The 17,427-nt window shown below is 76.3% G+C and carries 12 protein-coding genes; 6 read left to right on the top strand and 6 right to left on the bottom strand.

Going from position 1 to position 17,427, the window contains the following annotated elements; translation table 11 throughout:
• Window positions 1-4 precede the first annotated feature (4 nt).
• Window positions 5-1,342 carry a hypothetical protein gene (locus GXW83_RS21165; protein ID WP_182444586.1) on the bottom strand — a complete coding sequence of 446 codons (1,338 nt, stop codon included), beginning with the start codon at window positions 1,340-1,342 and terminating at the stop codon, window positions 5-7.
• A gap of 32 nt (window positions 1,343-1,374) precedes the next feature.
• Between GXW83_RS21165 and GXW83_RS21160 the strand changes: the two genes are divergently transcribed.
• On the top strand, window positions 1,375-1,833 hold the full coding sequence (locus tag GXW83_RS21160) for a hypothetical protein (RefSeq protein WP_182444585.1): 459 nt from the start codon (window positions 1,375-1,377) through the stop codon (window positions 1,831-1,833).
• A 151-nt stretch (window positions 1,834-1,984) separates the two neighbouring features.
• A complete protein-coding gene (locus GXW83_RS21155; protein WP_182444584.1) occupies window positions 1,985-2,428 on the top strand; it encodes an SRPBCC family protein in 444 nt (147 codons plus the stop codon).
• Between the two features lie 30 nt (window positions 2,429-2,458).
• Here the strand turns inward: GXW83_RS21155 and ligD are convergent, their stop codons facing one another.
• Complete coding sequence (ligD, locus tag GXW83_RS21150; protein ID WP_182444583.1) at window positions 2,459-3,469, bottom strand: non-homologous end-joining DNA ligase; 1,011 nt, start codon at window positions 3,467-3,469, stop codon at window positions 2,459-2,461.
• A 76-nt stretch (window positions 3,470-3,545) separates the two neighbouring features.
• Here ligD and GXW83_RS21145 point away from each other — a divergent pair, with 76 nt between their 5' ends.
• The 4 genes from GXW83_RS21145 (at window position 3,546) to GXW83_RS21130 (ending at window position 12,388) form a co-directional block, all read left to right on the top strand.
• On the top strand, window positions 3,546-4,619 hold the full coding sequence (locus GXW83_RS21145; protein ID WP_182444582.1) for an ATP-dependent DNA ligase: 1,074 nt from the start codon (window positions 3,546-3,548) through the stop codon (window positions 4,617-4,619).
• A gap of 183 nt (window positions 4,620-4,802) precedes the next feature.
• The gene (locus GXW83_RS21140; protein ID WP_225447148.1) at window positions 4,803-5,390 is read left to right on the top strand and encodes a hypothetical protein; all 588 of its coding nucleotides are present in this window, start codon (window positions 4,803-4,805) and stop codon (window positions 5,388-5,390) included.
• A gap of 73 nt (window positions 5,391-5,463) precedes the next feature.
• Window positions 5,464-7,494 carry an SPFH domain-containing protein gene (locus tag GXW83_RS21135; RefSeq protein WP_182444580.1) on the top strand — a complete coding sequence of 677 codons (2,031 nt, stop codon included), beginning with the start codon at window positions 5,464-5,466 and terminating at the stop codon, window positions 7,492-7,494.
• Window positions 7,495-7,528: 34 nt separating this feature from the next.
• Complete coding sequence (locus GXW83_RS21130; RefSeq protein ID WP_182444579.1) at window positions 7,529-12,388, top strand: DNA repair ATPase; 4,860 nt, start codon at window positions 7,529-7,531, stop codon at window positions 12,386-12,388.
• Here the strand turns inward: GXW83_RS21130 and GXW83_RS21125 are convergent.
• The 4 genes from GXW83_RS21125 to GXW83_RS21110 all read right to left on the bottom strand — a co-directional run bounded on the left by GXW83_RS21125 (window position 12,319) and on the right by GXW83_RS21110 (window position 17,234).
• The gene (locus GXW83_RS21125) at window positions 12,319-13,392 is read right to left on the bottom strand and encodes a CdaR family transcriptional regulator (protein WP_182444578.1); all 1,074 of its coding nucleotides are present in this window, start codon (window positions 13,390-13,392) and stop codon (window positions 12,319-12,321) included. The genes GXW83_RS21130 and GXW83_RS21125 overlap by 70 nt on opposite strands.
• Window positions 13,393-13,499: 107 nt before the next feature.
• Window positions 13,500-14,993, bottom strand: coding sequence for a glutamate synthase subunit beta (locus GXW83_RS21120; RefSeq protein WP_182444577.1), 1,494 nt, complete (start codon window positions 14,991-14,993; stop codon window positions 13,500-13,502).
• 113 nt (window positions 14,994-15,106) lie between these two features.
• The gene (locus GXW83_RS21115; RefSeq protein WP_182444576.1) at window positions 15,107-15,592 is read right to left on the bottom strand and encodes an SRPBCC family protein; all 486 of its coding nucleotides are present in this window, start codon (window positions 15,590-15,592) and stop codon (window positions 15,107-15,109) included.
• A 10-nt stretch (window positions 15,593-15,602) separates the two neighbouring features.
• Entirely contained in the window at window positions 15,603-17,234 is a 1,632-nt protein-coding gene (locus tag GXW83_RS21110; protein ID WP_182444575.1) for an NAD(P)/FAD-dependent oxidoreductase, read from the bottom strand.
• Between the last annotated feature and the right edge of the window lie 193 nt (window positions 17,235-17,427).

Genomic DNA, 17,427 nt, shown 5'->3' with positions numbered 1-17,427 from the left:
CCGGTCAGCCCATGGGGTGCAGCTCCAGGCCGGTGTCCAGGTAACCGGAGACGCTGACCGGCCCGGTCCGCGCGGCGGGCACCGCGGCCGTCTGCTGCGGGGTCGCCGACGCCGCCAGCACGGCCGCGCCGCTCACCGCCATCCGGACCACATGGCGGCTTCCGGCGGCCAGCAGGTAGCTCCGGCCGTCGGGCGCCCGCCACCAGGTGGCGGCCAGCACGTACTGCTCGAACCGGCTGCACGCCCGGCCCTGCGGCTGCCGGGCGGTGACGGCGGCCGGCGCGCCCTCGTCGGCGGTGTCGGCCACCGGCGTCAGGAACTCGGTGGCGGCGCTGCCGGTGCCGTCCCAGCGGTCGGCCCGGCTGCACACCCAGGACGCCTGCCCGGCCGAGCCGGGCAGCTGCTGCACGGCGAACTGCCAGGCGTTGACCGACTTCACGCCCTGCTGCCGGAGCGTCGGCAGCAGGCAGGCCAGCCGGTCCCAGGCCAACAGCGCCGATGGCCCGGTGGCCTCGCGCGGGGACTGCGCCGGGCCCGCCTGCGGCGGCGGCTGGTAGGTCAGGTGCGCCGGGACGACCGTGCCCAGGTCGGTCAGCAGGAAGGCGTGGTGCTCGGCGACGACCGGGGAGGAGCGCAGTTGCAATACCGGCCAGCTGCCGCAGCCGGAGCCGGGCGGGGCCGGTACCGGCGGGGTGACGCCGTCCGCCGGGACGGCCAGCTCCCGCCCGGCGGTGTCGGGCGCGCGCAGGTCGCGCAGCTGCACCTGCTGCACCCAGGGCGCGATCAGGAACCGGTCCCCGGCCGGGGTGGAGCGCAGCAGCACCGCGCCCGCGGTGGTGACGTCGGAGTCGTCGTCGCGGCTGATCTCGACCCGGTCCGGGTCGGCCGCGCCGGGGTGGTCCGGACGGGTGTAGCGGGCCAGCCGGGAGCCGTCGTCCAGCAGCACCACACCGGCGCCGTCCAGCTGCCCGGCCCACAGCAGGCGCGGCGGCGCCCCCGGCGGCGCGGCGGCGGCCCCGGCCTCGGCGTGCACCAGCGCCGGGCGGCACCAGGCCGCCAGGGCGTCGGCGACCAGGGCCCGGTCGTCGGTCCCGGCCCCGCGCGCGGGCCAGGCGGTGAAGTCCAGCCGGGCGGTGTCCTGCCAGCTGTCGGCCGGGGTCCGCGGCAGCTCCGGGTGGGCGGCCAGGGTGCAGCCGGGCGGCGCCGGGTCCGCCGCGGGCTGCACCGCCGCGCCCGGGACGGAGGCCAGCGCCGCCGCCAGCACCGCCGCGACCGCCGCCGCCAGCACCGCGATCCGGCCGTGCCTGCGCCGCAGGCAGGGGTCGGTGGGCCGGGCGTGCACGGTGCACGGATCGCACTCGGGGAGCGCAGCAGTTGGTCCACGGCCTCGGTGCGGAAGGCCAGCGCGTCGGCCAGGGCGGTCACGGCCCCGGGCGCGCCGCACTGCCGCAGGACGTCCAGCACCTCCGGTTCGGCCAGCCCCTCCAGCACGGTCAGCGCCAGCGCCGCCCGGGCGGCGGGGGAGAGCCGGGCCAGCTCCCGGCCCAGCCGCAGCGACTCGCCCTGGCCGAGCGCGGGGAACAGCCGCAGGCCCACCACCCGGGGCAGCAGCCAGCGTCCGCGCGTGGACGAGCGCAGCGCTGCGCCGACCACGCCCCGGCGCAGCGCGGGGTAGTCCTGCCCGTCGACGGCGGAGCGCTGGACCGCGCTGTGCGCCAGCAGCACCCGCCGGTGCCGGTCCAGGGTGGCGGGCAGCACGGCGTAGGCGAGCCGGGCCAGCCGGGCGTAGTGGTGGACGAAGGCGGCCTCGGCGTCGTCGCGCCCGGCCGGTGAATGACGGCGACCCACCCGAGGCACGGCACGACCTCCACGACCCACGACTCCCGTGTGCCGCGGCCGGTCGGCGGCGGCACTGGGCTCAACGAGTGAATCTTCGGATGGTCACCCGGCGGCGTCGCCGCCGCTGCCCGCCTACGCTTCGGTCATGGCGTTCTTCGAGATCACCCGCTCCGTCCCGGCCGGTGTGCAGGAGTGCTGGCGGCGGGTGACCGACTGGCCGCGCCACTCCGCCATGGTGCCGCTGACCAGGGTCGCCCAGGTGGGCGCCGGCCCCACCGGCCTGGGCAGCACGGTGCTGGCCCGGACGGCGGTCGGCCCGCTGGGCTTCGACGACCCGATGGAGGTCGTCCTCTGGCAGCCGCCCACGGCGCACGCCCCGGGGCGGGTGCGGCTGGAGAAGCGCGGGTCGGTGGTGCTCGGCTGGGCCGAGGTGGAGGTGCGCGCCGAGGGGCCGGGCAGCGTGGTGCGCTGGCGCGAGGAGATCAGGGTGCGCGGCGTCCCGGCGCCGCTGGACGCGGTGGTGGCCGGCACCGGACGCCGGGTGTTCGGCCGGGTGGTGGACGGCCTGCTGCGCGGCCAGGACCTCTGACGTGTCCCGGAGCGCGGCCACGGATCGCGGCTACGGGTCGTGCCGGGCCCGGCTGGGCTGCACCCGCTTGGGCTCCCCGGCCATCTTGGGGTGCTCCGGCGGGTAGGGCAGATCGCCCTGGCCCCGGTCGCGCTCGTCGCGGTCGGCCAGCTCCAGCACCGGCGCCAGGTCGAAGGCGTGCTCGTCCATGTCGGCGTGGACGTCGCCCAGCCGGGCGTAGCGCTCCGGCATGGTGGCCAGGTCGAAGTCGCGGGGGTGGGCGGAGTCCAGCTCCTCCCAGCGCAGCGGCGCGGAGACCGGGGCGTGCGGGAAGGCCCGGACGGAGTAGGCGGAGGCGATGGTGCGGTCCCGGGCCATCTGGTTGTAGTCCACGAAGATCCGCTCGCCGCGCTCCTCCTTCCACCACGCCGTGGTCACCCGCTCCGGCGCCCGCCGCTCCAGCTCCCGGCCGACGGCGATGGCGGCCCGGCGTACGTGGACGAAGTCCCACTCCGGCCGGATCGGCACGAACACGTGCAGCCCGCGCCCGCCGGACGTCTTCGGCCAGCCGCGCAGCCCCAGCTCCTCCAGCAGCTGGCGCAGCTCCAGGGCGGCGCGCACGGCGTCGGCGAAGTCCGTGCCCGGCTGCGGGTCCAGGTCGATCCGCAGCTCGTCCGGGTGGTCGGTGTCGGCGGCCCGCACCGGCCAGGGGTGGAAGGTCAGGCAGCCGCGGTTCACCGCCCACAGCACGGCGCCGATCCCGTCCGGGCACATCTCGTCGGCGAAGCGCCCGCTGGGGAAGGAGATCCGGGCGGTGGGGATCCACTCGGGCAGCTCCCGGGGCACGCGCTTCTGGTAGAACGACTCGCCCGCCGCGCCCTCCGGGTAGCGCTGCAACGTCGTCGGGCGGTTCCGCAGCGCCCGTACCGCGCCGCCGCCGACGGCCAGGAAGTAGCGGGCCACGTCCAGCTTGGTGAAGCCCCGCTCCGGGAAGTACACCTTGTCGGGATGGGTCAGCCGCACGGTCCGCCCGTCCGCGTCCAGCTCCAGTGCCTCGGCCATGACCTCACCGTAGGTCTGCCCCGGCCGGGCCGCCTTCCGAGCGGCGGCGCGCCGCCCGCCGACGCACAATCGGCTCATGGACCTCCCGGTGATGCCCCCGGTCAAGCCGATGCTGGCCAAAGCCGCCGCCCGCATCCCGCCCGGCATGCAGTACGAGGGCAAGTGGGACGGCTTCCGGGCCATCGTGCACCGCGACGGCCCGGAGATCGTCATCGGCAGCCGCAGCGGCAAGCCGCTCACCCGCTACTTCCCGGAGCTGGCGGCGGCGCTGCTGGAGCGGCTGCCGCAGCGTTGCGTGGTGGACGGCGAGATCGTCGTGGTCACCGCCGACCGGCTGGACTTCGACGCGCTGCAGGAGCGCATCCACCCGGCCGACTCCCGGGTGCGGCTGCTGGCCGAGCGCACCCCGGCCTCCTTCGTCGCCTTCGACCTGCTGGCGCTGGGCGCCGACGCGCTGCTGGAGACCCCGCTGCGGCAGCGCCGCGCCGCCCTGGCCGAGGCGCTGGCGGGCGCCGCACCGCCGTTGTACCTGGCCCCGGCCACGCTGGACCGGGAGCTGGCCGAGGAGTGGTTCAGCGTCTTCGAGGGGGCCGGCCTGGACGGCGTCATGGCCAAGCCGCTGGACCTGCCCTACCGGCCCGACCAGCGGCTGATGGTGAAGGTCAAGCACGAGCGCACCGCCGACTGCGTGGTGGCCGGATACCGCGAGCACAAGAGCGGCCCGGTGGTCGGCTCGCTGCTGCTGGGCCTGTACGACGCCGCGGGCCGGCTGCAGCACGTCGGCGTCTGCGCGTCCTTCCCGATGCGGCGGCGGCAGGAGCTGGTCGAGGGGCTGGCCCCGCTGCGGATCGGCCTGGCCGACCACCCCTGGGCCGACTGGGCCGACGAGCAGGCGCACGCCTCCGGCCGGATGCCCGGCGGCCCCAGCCGCTGGAGCGGCGGCAAGGACCTGGCCTGGGTGCCGCTGCGCCCGGAGCTGGTGGCCGAGGTCGCCTACGACCACATGCAGGGCGACCGCTTCCGGCACACCACCCAGTTCCGCCGCTGGCGGCCGGACCGGGAGCCGTCCGGCTGCGGCTACGCCCAGTTGGAGGAGCCGGTCCGGTACGACCTGTCCGACGTCCTGGCCCCGCCGGGCGGCCCGGCGTGAGCCCCGGTGTGAGCTGAACCACGACATCAACACGGCGTTAAGACTGCCGGGATCATGCACTGTGGGCCCGGCCCCGCCGCTGCCACTCTTTCCCCGGCGGTCACCGGAGTGATCGCCGAGGATTCTGCAGAGGCGGCGACGGCAGTGGGTGGCTTTTCGGGGGCGGTCACGGGGTATCCCACCGTGCTCTTCAGCTTCGCGCTGGTCGTCGTGGTGGCGTACTGGCTGGTGGTGCTCGCGGGGGGCGCGCACATCCACGGGGGGCGCGCGGGGCACGGGGGGAGCCACGGCCACGGGGGACGCCACAGCCACGGGGGACTGCAGAAGGCGCTGGGCCTGGGCGGGGTGCCGGTCACGGTGGCGGTTTCGCTGCTGGTCGCCTTCGCCTGGTTCAGCGCGCTGACCGGCCGGGCGCTGCTCGGCGGCAGGCTCGGGGGAGCCCTGCTGCCGGCGGCCCTGGCCGGCGGGTGGGTGGGGGCCCGGGTGCTGGCGTGGCCGCTGCGGCGGCTCATGCCGGCCCCGGCCCCGCCGCCGACCCGCCGCGACTTCGTCGGTCGCGGCTGCGTCATCCGCACCGGGCGCGTCGGCCCCGACTTCGGCCAGGCCGAGGTCCGCGCCGCCGACGGCTCCGCCGCCCTGGTGCAGGTCCGGCAGAGCCTCGAGGAAGCGGCCGGCCCGGGCAGCGCGCTGACGTCGGGCGCGTCCGCACTGATCTACGACTACGACGCCGAGGGCGAGTTCTTCCGGGTCATGCCCGGGCTGCCCGACTGATCCGGCGGCCGATCCGCCGATCCGGCTGATTGAGCGTCACTTTCCATTCGCAGCAAGGTCCGAGGGGCCAGTCATGTCTGTCGTCACCATCGGGGTCGGCGTTCTCGTCGCCGTGCTCCTGCTCATCGGCCTGGGCACACTGCTGCTCTTCGGCCGCCTGTTCCGCAAGGTGGTCCAGGGCGAGGCCCTGATCATCTCCAGACCCAAGGACGTCGACGTCACCTTCACCGGGGCGCTGGTCCTGCCGATGATGCACCGGGCCGAGGTGATGGACATCTCGGTGAAGACCATCGAGATCTCCCGCACCGGCCGCGAGGGCATGATCTGCCAGGACAACATCCGCGCCGACATCCAGATCACCTTCTTCGTCCGGGTCAACAAGACCGTCGAGGACGTCATCAAGGTCGCCCAGGCCATCGGCACCGACCGGGCCAGCCACCAGGAGACCCTGCAGACGCTGTTCAGCGCCAAGTTCGCGGAGGCGCTGCGCACCGTCGGCAAGCAGCTGGACTTCATCGACCTCTACACCAAGCGCGAGGAGTTCCGGGACCGCATCATCGCCGCCATCGGCACCGACCTCAACGGCTACCACCTGGAGGACGCCGCCATCGACCACCTGGAGCAGACCCCGATGGGGCAGCTCGACCCGGCCAACGTGCTGGACGCCCAGGGCATCCGCAAGATCACCGAGCTGACCGCGCTGGAGCACATCCGCACCAACGACTTCCAGCGCAACGAGCAGATGGAGATCACCCGCCAGGACGTGGACGCCCGCGAGGCCGTGCTGGAGCTGGAGCGCCGCCGCGCCGAGGCGGAGATCCGGCAGCGCAAGGGCATCGAGACGCTGCGCGCCCAGGAGGAGGCGGCCACCGCGCAGGTCCAGGAGGAGGAGCGGCTGAAGGCGCACAGCGCGCTGCTGCGCACCGAGGAACTGCTCGGCGTCCAGCGGGAGAACCAGCAGCGGGAGATCGCGGTGGCGGAGAAGAACCGCGAGCGGGTGATCGCGGTGGAGACCGAGCGGATCGAGAAGGACCGGCTGCTGGAGGTCGTCAACCGGGAGCGCGAGGTCGAGCTCTCCCGGGCCGGGAAGGAGAAGCAGGTCGAGGTGGAGCGCCGGGGCGTGGCCGAGGTGGTCCGCGAGCGGATCGCGGTGGACCGCACCGTCGCCGAGCAGGAGGAGGAGATCAAGCGGGTCCGGGTGGTGCAGGACGCCGAGCGCACCCGGCAGGCCGTGGTCATCGCCGCCGAGGGCGAGGCGCAGGAGCAGCTGGTCAAGGACATCAAGGCGGCCGAGGCCGCCGAGCAGACCGCGCACTACCGCGCCAAGGAGCAGCTGGTGCTGGCCGAGGCCGGGCAGAAGAGCGCGGAGCTGAACGCGGCCGCCGCCGCCCTGGAGGCCGAGGGCGAGCGGGCCAGGGCCGGCGCGGTCGGCCTGGCCCAGGCGGAGGTCGCCGAGCGGCAGGCGCTGGCCGACGCGGCCGGCATCCGGGCCCGGCTGGAGGGCGAGGCCGAGGGGCTGAAGCAGAAGGCCGACGCCGTCCGCAAGGTCGGCCTGGCCGAGGCGGCCGTCGCCGAGAGCAAGGCGCAGGCGGAGGCCACCGGCATCCGCGAGCGGCTGCTGGGCGAGGCCGCCGGGCTCAAGGAGAAGGCGGCGGCCATGGCCGCGCTGGACGAGGTGTCCCGGGCGCACGAGGAGTTCCGGCTGCGGCTGGCCGCCGACAAGGAGGTCCGGCTGGCGGCCCTGGACGTCCAGCGCAAGGTCGCCGAGGCGCAGGCGGCGGTGCTGGCCGCCGGTCTGGAGAGCGCCGACATCGACATCGTCGGCGGGGACTCCATGTTCCTGGAGCGCCTGGTCGGCGCGGTCTCCTTCGGCAAGGGCATCGACGCGGCGGTGCACAGCTCGCAGACGGTGCAGGCGCTCGGCGCCGAGTGGCTGGAGGGCGGGCGCAGCTTCGGCGCGGACGCCACCGAGGTGCTGGGCTCGCTGGCGGCGGGCGGCCCGTGGAACCTGGCGATGCTGCTGAAGCTGCTGGGCGGCGGTGCGGTCGACACCGCGGTGCCGGTGGCCGATCCGGCCCTCCTGGTCAACGGCAGCAGCAAGTAAGCACTCGGACAGGCAGGGAGGACAGGGAGCAGCCATGGGCGTCGAGGACGGGACCGAGCAGGTGCTGCGGGCGCGGCTCGCCGAGCGCGCGGCCGAACTGGGGCGGCAGGCGGCGGAGTTGAACACCCGTCGGCAACTGGCCTTCGGCAGCCGCGGGTTGGAGCTGGCAGGCGCGGTCCGGCCGCGCACCGCCGGTGCGGCCACCGGCTGCGGCCTGGTCGCGGTCCGCCCCGGCGTCCTGCTGCTGGGCACCTCGGCGCCGGAGCTGGCCGAGGGCCTGCTCTCCCTGCACGCCCTGGACGGCTCGCCGTTGGAGCCGTCGGCCGTGCCCGGCCTGCTGGACGACGAGCGCTTCCACCGCGATCTGGCCGAGCTGCTGCGCTACTTCCGCGGCGCCCGGCTGGCGGAGCTGGTGCGCACCGCCGCCGGGCGGCTGCTCGCGGTCTTCCGCACCGGCGAGAACGAGGGCGACATCCGGGTCCTGCGCTGGCAGTTGACGGAACGTCAGGCCGAGTACCTGGACAATCACGGCGAGCGCGACCTGCCCCGGCCCCCGGCCTTCGAACTGCCCTGGGCCGCCACCGGCCGCGACCAGCACGACCGGGGCCGGATCCGGATCGACGGCGGCGAGGGCGCGGTCACGGTGGCCGCCACCGGCGGCAGCCTCACCGTCCGGGCCGTCCCCGGCGACCGGACGCTGTTCCAGGAGCCGGTCGACGACCCGCTGCAGAGCCTGGCCGACGCCGCCGTCGCCCACGCCTCGGCCGGACCGCTGCTGCTGCTCCGGATCCGGCCCTACAACGAGGCCGCCGACCGCTACCTGGTCGTCAACACCCGCACCTGGTCGGTGCGCCGCCAGGACTCGCTCGGGCTCGGCGTCCGGCTGCTGCCGGCCGAGCAGGGCCTGATCTTCCCCGGCGGCTACGAACTGGCCGACGGCAGCCACCGCGCCTTCCGCGTCGACGGCGGCCCGGACGCCCAGGAGCTGCGCTTCGACGCGGTGCTCGCCGCGCCCAACGGCGAGGACCTGCTGTACGTGCTGCGTCGCCCCGGCAGCGCCCGGACGCTGCTGCTGCCGTGGAACACCGTCCGCCGCGAGGCCGCCGCCGCGCTGCACGGCGCCGCCCACGCGCTGCTGCCGGACGGCACGCTGGCGCTGCTCAAACCGGACCGCGAACCGGTCCGCACCCACGAGCTGCAGCTGTGGAGCACCCCCTTCACCTCCGCCGAGTACGCCGCCGCCCAGCCGGTCGGCGACGGCCCGCTGGAACGCATCGGCAACGCCGACCTGGTGCGCGGCATCGCCGACCTGCTGGACGTCGTCCGCACCGCCACCGCCGCCGCGGCCCCCACCGCCGACCGGGCCGCCGCCGCGCCCGCGCTGATCCTGGACGGCTGCGCCAAGGCGGCCGACCGGCACTACTGGCTCGGCGACGCCGGACTCGCCGAACCCCTCGCCGAACTGCGCTCCGCCGCCGAGCAGCTGGCCGCCGAGCAGGCCCGGACGGCGGCGCTGGCCGATCGCGCCGCCGAGGCGCTGGAACAGGCCCGGGAGCAGGCCGCGGCGCTGGTCCGGCGCTCGCACGGCGAGCCCCCGGCCGACGCCGACGGCTGGACCGCGCTGCTGGCCGAGCTGCGCCGGGCCCACGGCCGCACCCGCACCCTGCGCGAGCTGCCACAGCACGACCCGGCCGCGCTGGAGGCGGTCGAGCAGACGCTCACCGCCGAGCTGGCCGCCGCCACCGAGCGCGCCTTCGGCTACTTCGCCGGACCGGACGCCTTCGCCGCCCCGCTGGCCGCCGCCCGCGAGGCCGCCGACGCTGCCGCCGGGACCGCGAGCGCCGCCGAGGCCGCGCAGCTGGCCGGACAGCTGGCCGACCAGGCCGACGCCCTGGCCACCGTCACCGACCTGGTCACCGGCGCGGTCACCGCCGACCCGGGCAAGGGCACCGCCGTGCTGCTCGCCATCGGCGAGGTGCTGGCCGCCGTCAACCGCGCCCGGGCCGTACTGGAGGCCCGCCGCCGGGCGCTGCTGGACAGCGAGCACCGCGCCGCCCACGCCGCCGAGTCCGCGCTGCTGGCCCAGGCCACCACCGCCGCGCTGACCGCCGCCACCACCCCGGCCGCCTGCGACGACCAGCTGGCCCGGCTGCTGTTGCGGCTGGACGGCCTGGAGGCCCGCTTCGCCGAGGCCGAGGACCTCGCCGCCGACCTCGCGCTCCGCCGCGAGGAGGTCCGGCAGGCGTTCGCCGCCCGGCGGCAGGCCCTGCTGGACGAGGCCGCCGCCCGCGCCGACCGGATCGCCGCCTCCGCGCGGCGCGCACTGGAGGCGCTGCGCCGCAGGCTCGCCTCGGCAGCCGCCGTGGAGGACGTCCACGCCGCCCTGGCCGTCGACCCGATGGCGGTGCGGGTCCGCGCCGCCGCCGGGGAGCTGCGCGCCCTGGACGACCAAGTGCGCGCCCAGGAGCTGGAGGACGCCCTGACCGGGGCCGGGCAGACGGCGGTGCGCGCCCTGCGCGACCGGGCCGAGCTGTCCGACGACGGCGGCGCGAGCGTCCGGTTCGGCCGCCACCGCTTCGCCGTCCGCCGCGAGCCGGTCGAGCTGACCCTGCAACCGGACGGCGACGGTCTGGCCTTCGTGGTCACCGGCACCGGCTACCGCCGCCCGGCGGAGCTGCCCGCGCTGCCGGCCGGACTCGCGTTCTGGACCCAGCCGCTGGTCAGCGAGTCGCCCGCGCTCTACCGCGGCGAGTACCTGGCCACCGGCCTGCTGTCGGCCGCGACCGGCGAGCCCGCGGCGGTGCAGGCGCGCCGGGCGGCGGAGCAGGCGTACGACGAGGGCTACGAGCGCGGCGTGCACGACCACGACGCCGCACTGATCCTGGAGGCGCTGCTGCGGCTGCGCGCCGGGGCCGGGCTGCTGGAGCACCCGGCCGAGGTCCGCGCCGCCGCCCAGCTGTTCTGGGCGCACGGCGCCGGCGAGTCCGCCCGCTCCGCCTGGCAGCGCCGCGCCCGCTCGCTCACCCACGCCCGCACCGCCTTCGCGCCCGCCACCGGCCCGGGAGCGCCCGCCACCGGCCCGGGAACGCCCGCCCGCCCCGGCGCGGGCGCCGCGCTGGACGCGCTGGCAGCCGAACTGTCCGACGCCGTAGCCGCGTTCACCGCCGCCGCGGGCCTGCCCGCGACCCCGCCGACCGGCGGCTACCTGCTGGCGGAGCTCGCCGACCCGCACCCCGGCTTCGCCTCCTCCGCCTCCTCCCGCGCGCTGCTCGACGGCTTCCGCCGCACCGCCGCCGCCCCGCAGTTGGCCGCCGACCTGACCGCCCTGGTCACCGACCTCCCGGCGCGCCACCAACTCGCCACCGCCTGGCTGCAGTCCTACGCCGGCGCCGACCCCCAAAAAACCGAAGGAGGAACCCCCGAAGGAGGAACCCCCGAAGGAGGAACCCAAGAAGGATTCCACGACGGCCTGCCCGAGGCCGTCGCCCAGCTCTGCGCCCCCGCCCTGCCGCGCTACGACGTCTCCGCCCCGCTCAGCGAGACCGTCACCGGCCTGCTCGGCTCCCACCCCCGGATCAGCGACGGCCGCCTCACCGTCCGGATCGACCGACTCCCGTACGAGGCAAGCACGTTCAGAGATCAGCGAGTCCCGGCCTTCCGCGCCTTCCAGCGACAGCGCGCGGACGTCCTGGCAGCTGAACGCAGCCGGCTGCGGCTGGACGAGCACCGCCCCCGCCCCCTCGCCGGATTCGTCCGCAACCAGCTCATCGACCAGGTCTACCTGCCGCTCATCGGGGACAACCTGGCCAAGCAGCTCGGCTCGCTGGACTCGGGGGCGGACCGCAGCGGCGTCCTGCTGCTGCTCTCCCCGCCCGGCTACGGCAAGACCACGCTGCTGGAGTACGTCGCGGACCGGCTCGGGCTGCTGATGGTCCGGGTCGACGGCCCGGCGCTGGGCGCGGGCACCACCTCGCTCGACCCGGACCGGGCCCCGGACGCCGCCGCCCGGCGCGAGGTCGAGAAGATCGTCTTCGAGCTGGAGGCGGGCAGCAACGTCCTGCTCCACCTGGACGACATCCAGCACGTCTCCGCCGAGCTGCTGCAGCGGTTCATCCCGCTGTGCGACGCCCAGCGCCGGATCGAGGCGGTCAGCGACGGCCGGGCCCGCAGCTTCGACCTGCGCGGCCGCCGCTTCGCGGTCTGCCTCGCCGGAAACCCGTACACCGCCGGCGGGCAGCGCTTCCAGGTCCCGGACATGCTGGCCAACCGCGCCGACGTGTGGAACCTCGGCGAGGTTCTGACGAGCCGTCAGGAGCTGTTCGCGCTCTCCTTCCTGGAGAACTCGCTGGCCGCCAATCCGGTGCTGGCCCCGCTCGCCGGGAGCGAACCGGAGCAGCTGCGGCTGCTGGTCGCGCTCGCCGACGGCGACCCGGCCGCCCAGGCCGACCAGCTCACCCGGCCGGTGCCCGACCTGGACCGGGTGCTGGCCGCCCTCGCCCGGCTGCGCCGCGTGCAGCGGACCGTCCTGGCCGTCAACCGCGCCTACATCGCCTCGGCCGCCCAGGAGGACTCCGCCCGCACCGAGCCGCCGTTCCTGCTCCAGGGCTCCTACCGGACCATGGCCCGACTCGCCGCCCGGATCGACCCGGTGCTGAACGAGGCCGAGCTGGAGGCGCTGCTGGACGACCACTACCTGGCCGAGGCGCAGACCCTCGGCAGCGCCGCCGAGGCCAACCTGCTGAAGCTCGCCCAGCTGCGCGGCCGGGCCACCCCGGCCCAGACCGCCCGCTGGCAGGCCCTGTGCGCGGGCTGCCCGGCCCCCGGCTACGCCCCGTCCTCCTGGTCCGGCCAGCCCAGCAGCCTGGCGCCGAACGCCGCCGTCTCCAGGGTGTAGCGCTGCAGCGCGTCGTCCGGATCGAGCCCGGTCAGCCGGATGATGCGCTCCAGCCGGTAGGACAGCGCCCGGACGCTCAGTCCCAGCCGCCGGGCCGCCTCCGCCGAGACGTAGCGCGAGTCGGCGTAGGCGGCCAGGGTCTCCAGCAGCGGCTGCGCGCCGCCGCGCGCCTCGCGCAGCGGGCCGAGCACCCCGTGCACCAGCTCCTCCAGCGCGTCCCGGTCCCGCAGCAGCACCGGCAGGACCAGCAGGTCCGCCGAGTGCAGCAGCCGCCCGGGCAGCCGCAGCCGGTTGGCCTGCTCCAGCGCGGCCCGCGCCTCCTCGTACGAGTGGACGACCCCGCCGGGCCCGCTGTGCGGGCGGCCGACCACCACCCGGCGGCCCTCGGTCAGCTCGGCGAACGCCTTCACCGCCGCCGCCTCGCCCGGGCCGCCGGGCACGATGCACACCAGCCGCCCGTGCTTCACCGCCAGCAGCACGTCCTGCTCGCCGAAGCGGCCGAGCAGCTGCCGCTCCACCCCGCGCACCAGCGGGTCCTCCAGGTCGTAGCCGTCGCCGTCGGCGACCGCCACCACGTGCGCGCAGGCCAGGTTCAGCCCGAAGCGCTCGGCGTGCTCGGCCAGTCGGCCCAGGTCGCTGCGGCTGCTCAGCAGGTCGGCGACGAACTCCCGCCGCCCGGCCTCCTCGCGCTGCAACCGCTGCCGGTAGGCCCGGCCGTGCCCGGCGGCGAGCGCGGCCACCGCCGCCCGCAGCGCCGCCATGGACGCCCCGTCCACCGGCTGCCCGGCCCAGACCCGGCCGATCTCGGCCAGCCGCTCGTCGATCAGCTCGGCCAGGGCGCGGCCGTCCTCGGCCGCCCGGTCGCCGCACTGCCGCAGCGACTCCAACTCCTCCCGGCGCAGCCGCCGCCCGCTCCTGGCGACGTCCTCCAGCAGCCGTCCCCACGCCTGCACGCCGGAGCCGGTGGCGGCCCCCGGATCAGCGGCCTCCGCGACTGCGGCCATCTGGTGTTCCTTCCCCCGTACGGACTGCGACGCGCCAGCGTACCCGCTCGGCCGCACCCGCAGTCGCCCCGGAACCGGCCATCCCGCCCGGCCGCGCCCCGCCCCGCTCAGACCGCGAGCATCCGGTCGGTGGCGCGGACCGGGGCGGGCAGCGCGGTGGCGCCGGTCAGGTAGCGGTCCACGGCGGCGGCGGCCGAGCGGCCCTCGGCGATGGCCCAGACGATCACCGACTGACCGCGGCCCGCGTCGCCGGTGACGAACACCCCCGGCACGGCGCAGCCGAAGTCCGGGTCGCGGGCGTAGCCGCCGCCGGCGGCCGGTTCCAGGCCCAGCTGCCGGACCAGCCCGCTGTCCTGCTCCGGCCCGGAGAAGCCCAGCGCCAGCAGCACCAGATCGGCCGGCAGCCGCCGCTCGGTGCCGGGCAGCGGGCGGCGCGTGCCCGGTTCGGCGTCGGCCGCCCGCAGCGCCCGCACCCGCCCCTGCGCGTCGCCCTCGAACTCCACCGTCGAGGCAGAGAAGACCCGCACGTCCTGCCCCTCCTCGGCGTCCGGGCCGTACGCCAGCTCGCGGCCCTCCTGGTGCGCGGGGGAGTCCCGGCGCACCCGCGGATAGGTGGGCCACGGGTCCTGCTCCGAGCGCTCCGCGCCGGGCTGCGGCCGGATGTCCAGCTGCACCACCGAGGCCGCGCCCTGCCGCAGCACCGTGCCCAGGCAGTCCGCGCCGGTGTCGCCGCCGCCGACGATCACCACGTGCCTGCCGCGCGCGTTCAGCGGCGGCTCCGGGTAGTCGCCCTCCTGGACCCGGTTGGCCAGCGGCAGGAACTCCATCGCCTGGTGGATCCCGGCCAGGTCGCCCCCGGGCACCGGCAGTTCCCGGGCGGCCGTCGCGCCGACCGCCACCACCACGGCGTCGTAGCGGGCCAGCAGCTCCGCGCCGTCCACGTCGGAGCCGACCGCCACCCCCGGACGGAAGACCGTCCCCTCCGCCCGCATCTGCTGGATCCGCCGGTCCACCTGGTGCTTCTCCAGCTTGAACGCCGGTATCCCGTAGCGCAGCAGCCCGCCCGGCCGGTCGTCCCGCTCGTACACCGCCACGGTGTGCCCGGCCCGGGTCAGCTGCTGCGCGCAGGCCAGCCCGGCGGGCCCGGAGCCGACCACCGCCACCGTCCGGCCGGACAGCCGCTCCGGCGGCAGCGGCCGTACCCAGCCGTGCTCCCAGGCGTACTCGGCGATGGCCGCCTCGACGTTCTTGATGGCCACCGGCTCCGCGTTGATGGCCAGCACGCACCCGGTCTCGCAGGGGGCGGGGCAGGTCAGCCCGGTGAACTCGGGGAAGTTGTTGGTGGCGTGCAGCCGTTCGCCGGCCGCCGCCCAGTCGTCCTGCTCGACCAGCTGGTTCCATTCGGGGACGAGGTTGCCCAGCGGGCAGCTGCTGTGGCAGAACGGGATCCCGCAGTCCATGCACCGTCCGGCCTGCGCGCCGACGATCGGCAGCAGCGCCCCGGGCCGGTGCACGTCCGCCCAGTCCCGGACCCGCTCCGGCACCGGGCGCAGCGGCCAGTCCCGGCGTGGAGTGGTGAGAAAGCCCCAGGGATCGGCCATGGCGGGCTCCAACCAGCAGAAGGCGTGTCCCGGCGCGGCGCCCCCGCCCGTCGCCGCCGTCCGCCTTCCACGATACGGCCGCCCCCCGCCCACGGCGCGTCCGTGCCCGGGCGTCAGTCCGCTGGCCGGGCCGTCGCCGTCGCCTTGGCCTTCGTCGGGGAGCGCCGGTGGGCGTCGAGGGCGGTGCGGGCGAGGTTGCCGAGCATCCGGCGGTTGCGCAGGTGCAGCAGGAGTTCGCTGGGCGGTCCCTGCAGCCGGGCCCCGGGGCCGAGGAGCGGGTGCTCGTCCAGCAGGACCAGGGTGTTCCGGCCCCAGGGGATGAGTTCGATGGCGATGCGGGCGGTGCCGAACGGCTCCGCCTTGGCCTCCAGTTCGAGGCGGTGCCCGGGCTCGCAGATCCGGACCACGCAGGAGTCGGTGAAGTGGACCGGGCCGAGGCCGACGCGGAACCGCAGTTCGGCGCCGACGGCGGGCCAGGCGGCGTCGGCGTGCAGGATGTCCTGGGTGCCCACGACCCACCGGGCGTAGCCGGTGGCGTCGGCCAGCACCGCCCAGACCTGGTCCGGCGGGCAGGTGATCAGCTGTTGGCGCTTGGCCACGGGAACTCCTCTACTGGGGTGCGGGGCCGGACAGCAGGCGCTGGGCGGCTGCCAGGCCCGGGGACAGGACGCGGGCGGCGGCGCGGGAGTGGGCGCGCAGCGCGGCGCGGGCCGCGTTGGCCCCGCAGGCCCCGTGCACGCCGCCGCCGGGGTGGGCCGAGGCCGAGGCGAGGTAGAGGCGCGGGATCGGCGTCTCGGGGCGGCCGGTGCCGGGGACGGGCCGGAAGACCAGCTGTTGGTGGACGGCGGTGGTGCCGCCGTTGAGGGCTCCGCCGACCAGGCTCTCGTCCAGGGACTGGAACAGCGGCGGGGTCAGGATGCGCCGGCTGCGGACGAGGCCGCGGAAGCCCGGGGCGAAGCGCTCGACCTGCTCCTCGACGCGGTCGGCCATGGCCTCCGCCTCGCGGGCGTCCCAGCGTCCGGTGATGCCGTCCCCGCCCAGGTCGCCGGTGATGTGCTGGGGTACGTGGGTGTAGGCCCAGGCCGACTCGGTACCGGCCGGGGAGCGGCTGGGGTCGGCGGTGGTCATCTGCCCGAGCAGGGTGAACGGCCGCCGGGGCAGGCGCCCGGTGGAGACCTGCAGCGCGTAGTCGCTCAGCTCGTCCATGTCCGCGCCCAGGTGCACCGTGCCGGCGCCGGCCGCCGCCGGGGAGGTCCAGGGGATGGCGCCGTCCAGGGCCCAGTCGACCTTGAAGGTGGAGAAGTCCCACTGGAAGCGGTGCATGTCGGCCCGCACCTGGGCGGGCAGGTCGTCCCAGCCGACCAGGGAGCCGTAGAGGCTGGTGGCGGGCACGTCGGCCAGGACGGCCCGGGTGGCGCGGTGCGCCTGGCCGTCGGCGGTGCGCACCCCGAGGGCCTTGCCGCCCCGGACGACGACCTCCGCCACCCGGGCGCCGCACTGCACCGTCCCGCCCAGCGACTCCAGCCGGCGGACGAGCGCGTCGGTGAGCCGGCCGGCCCCGCCCACCGGCACCGGCCAGCCGACCTGCTGCCCGAGCATGGCCATCAGCCATCCGAACGCCGAACTGCCCGCCGACTCCGGCAGCAGGTCCGCGTGCAGCGCGCAGCCCGCCAGCAGCAGCCCGGCGCCGGGCTGGGTGAACTCCTCCTGGGCCAGCCGGCGCACCGGCAGCGTCATGAACCGGGCCGCCCGCAGCCCGCCGGCCGCGCGCAGCCTGGCCGCCAGCGCCAGCCCGGACTTCACCGGGGGGAACGGCGTGAACAGGGACTGGACCAGGTGCGGCTCCAGGTGCTCCCACAGCCCCGACAGCCGTCCCCAGGCCAGGGCGTCCTGGGCGCCGAAGGTGCTCTCCAGGTCGGCCATGGTGGCTTCGGCGCTGCGGTGCAGCGTGGCGCAGCGCCCGTCCGGCAGCGGGTGGGCCATCACCGTGGGGGCGTGGCTCCAGCGCAGGCCGAACCGCTCCAGCTCCAGGGCGCTGATCACCGGTGAGGCCACGGCCAGGGGGTAGAACGCGGAGAAGACGTCGCTGACGAACTCCGGGTCGGCGCCCCGGTCGCTGCGCACGGCGCCGCCCGGTTCCGGCTGGGCCTCCAGGACCAGGACCTGCCAGCCCGCGTCGGCCAGTACGTTGGCGGCCACCAGGCCGTTCGGGCCCGAACCGATGACGATCGCATCCGGCATGGAAATCCTCGCCTCATGGTGCCCCGCCACTGCGGTCGGAGCAGTGCGGAGCCGCCTACCCCGAATCGACACATTAATGGATCAATGGCCCGGAGCCCGGAAACGGCGCGGCCGACAGCGCGGACCTGCGGGCCCTCACCCCGCGGCGGGGTGATCGTCCGTCCCCGGGGTAGCCGATAGGCAGGGTGTCCCG

It is taken from the genome of Streptacidiphilus sp. PB12-B1b, from assembly GCF_014084125.1.
GTDB lineage: Bacteria > Actinomycetota > Actinomycetes > Streptomycetales > Streptomycetaceae > Streptacidiphilus.
The sequence above is the reverse complement of the archived record's forward strand: the minus strand, read 5'-3'. Positions and strand labels throughout refer to the sequence as shown.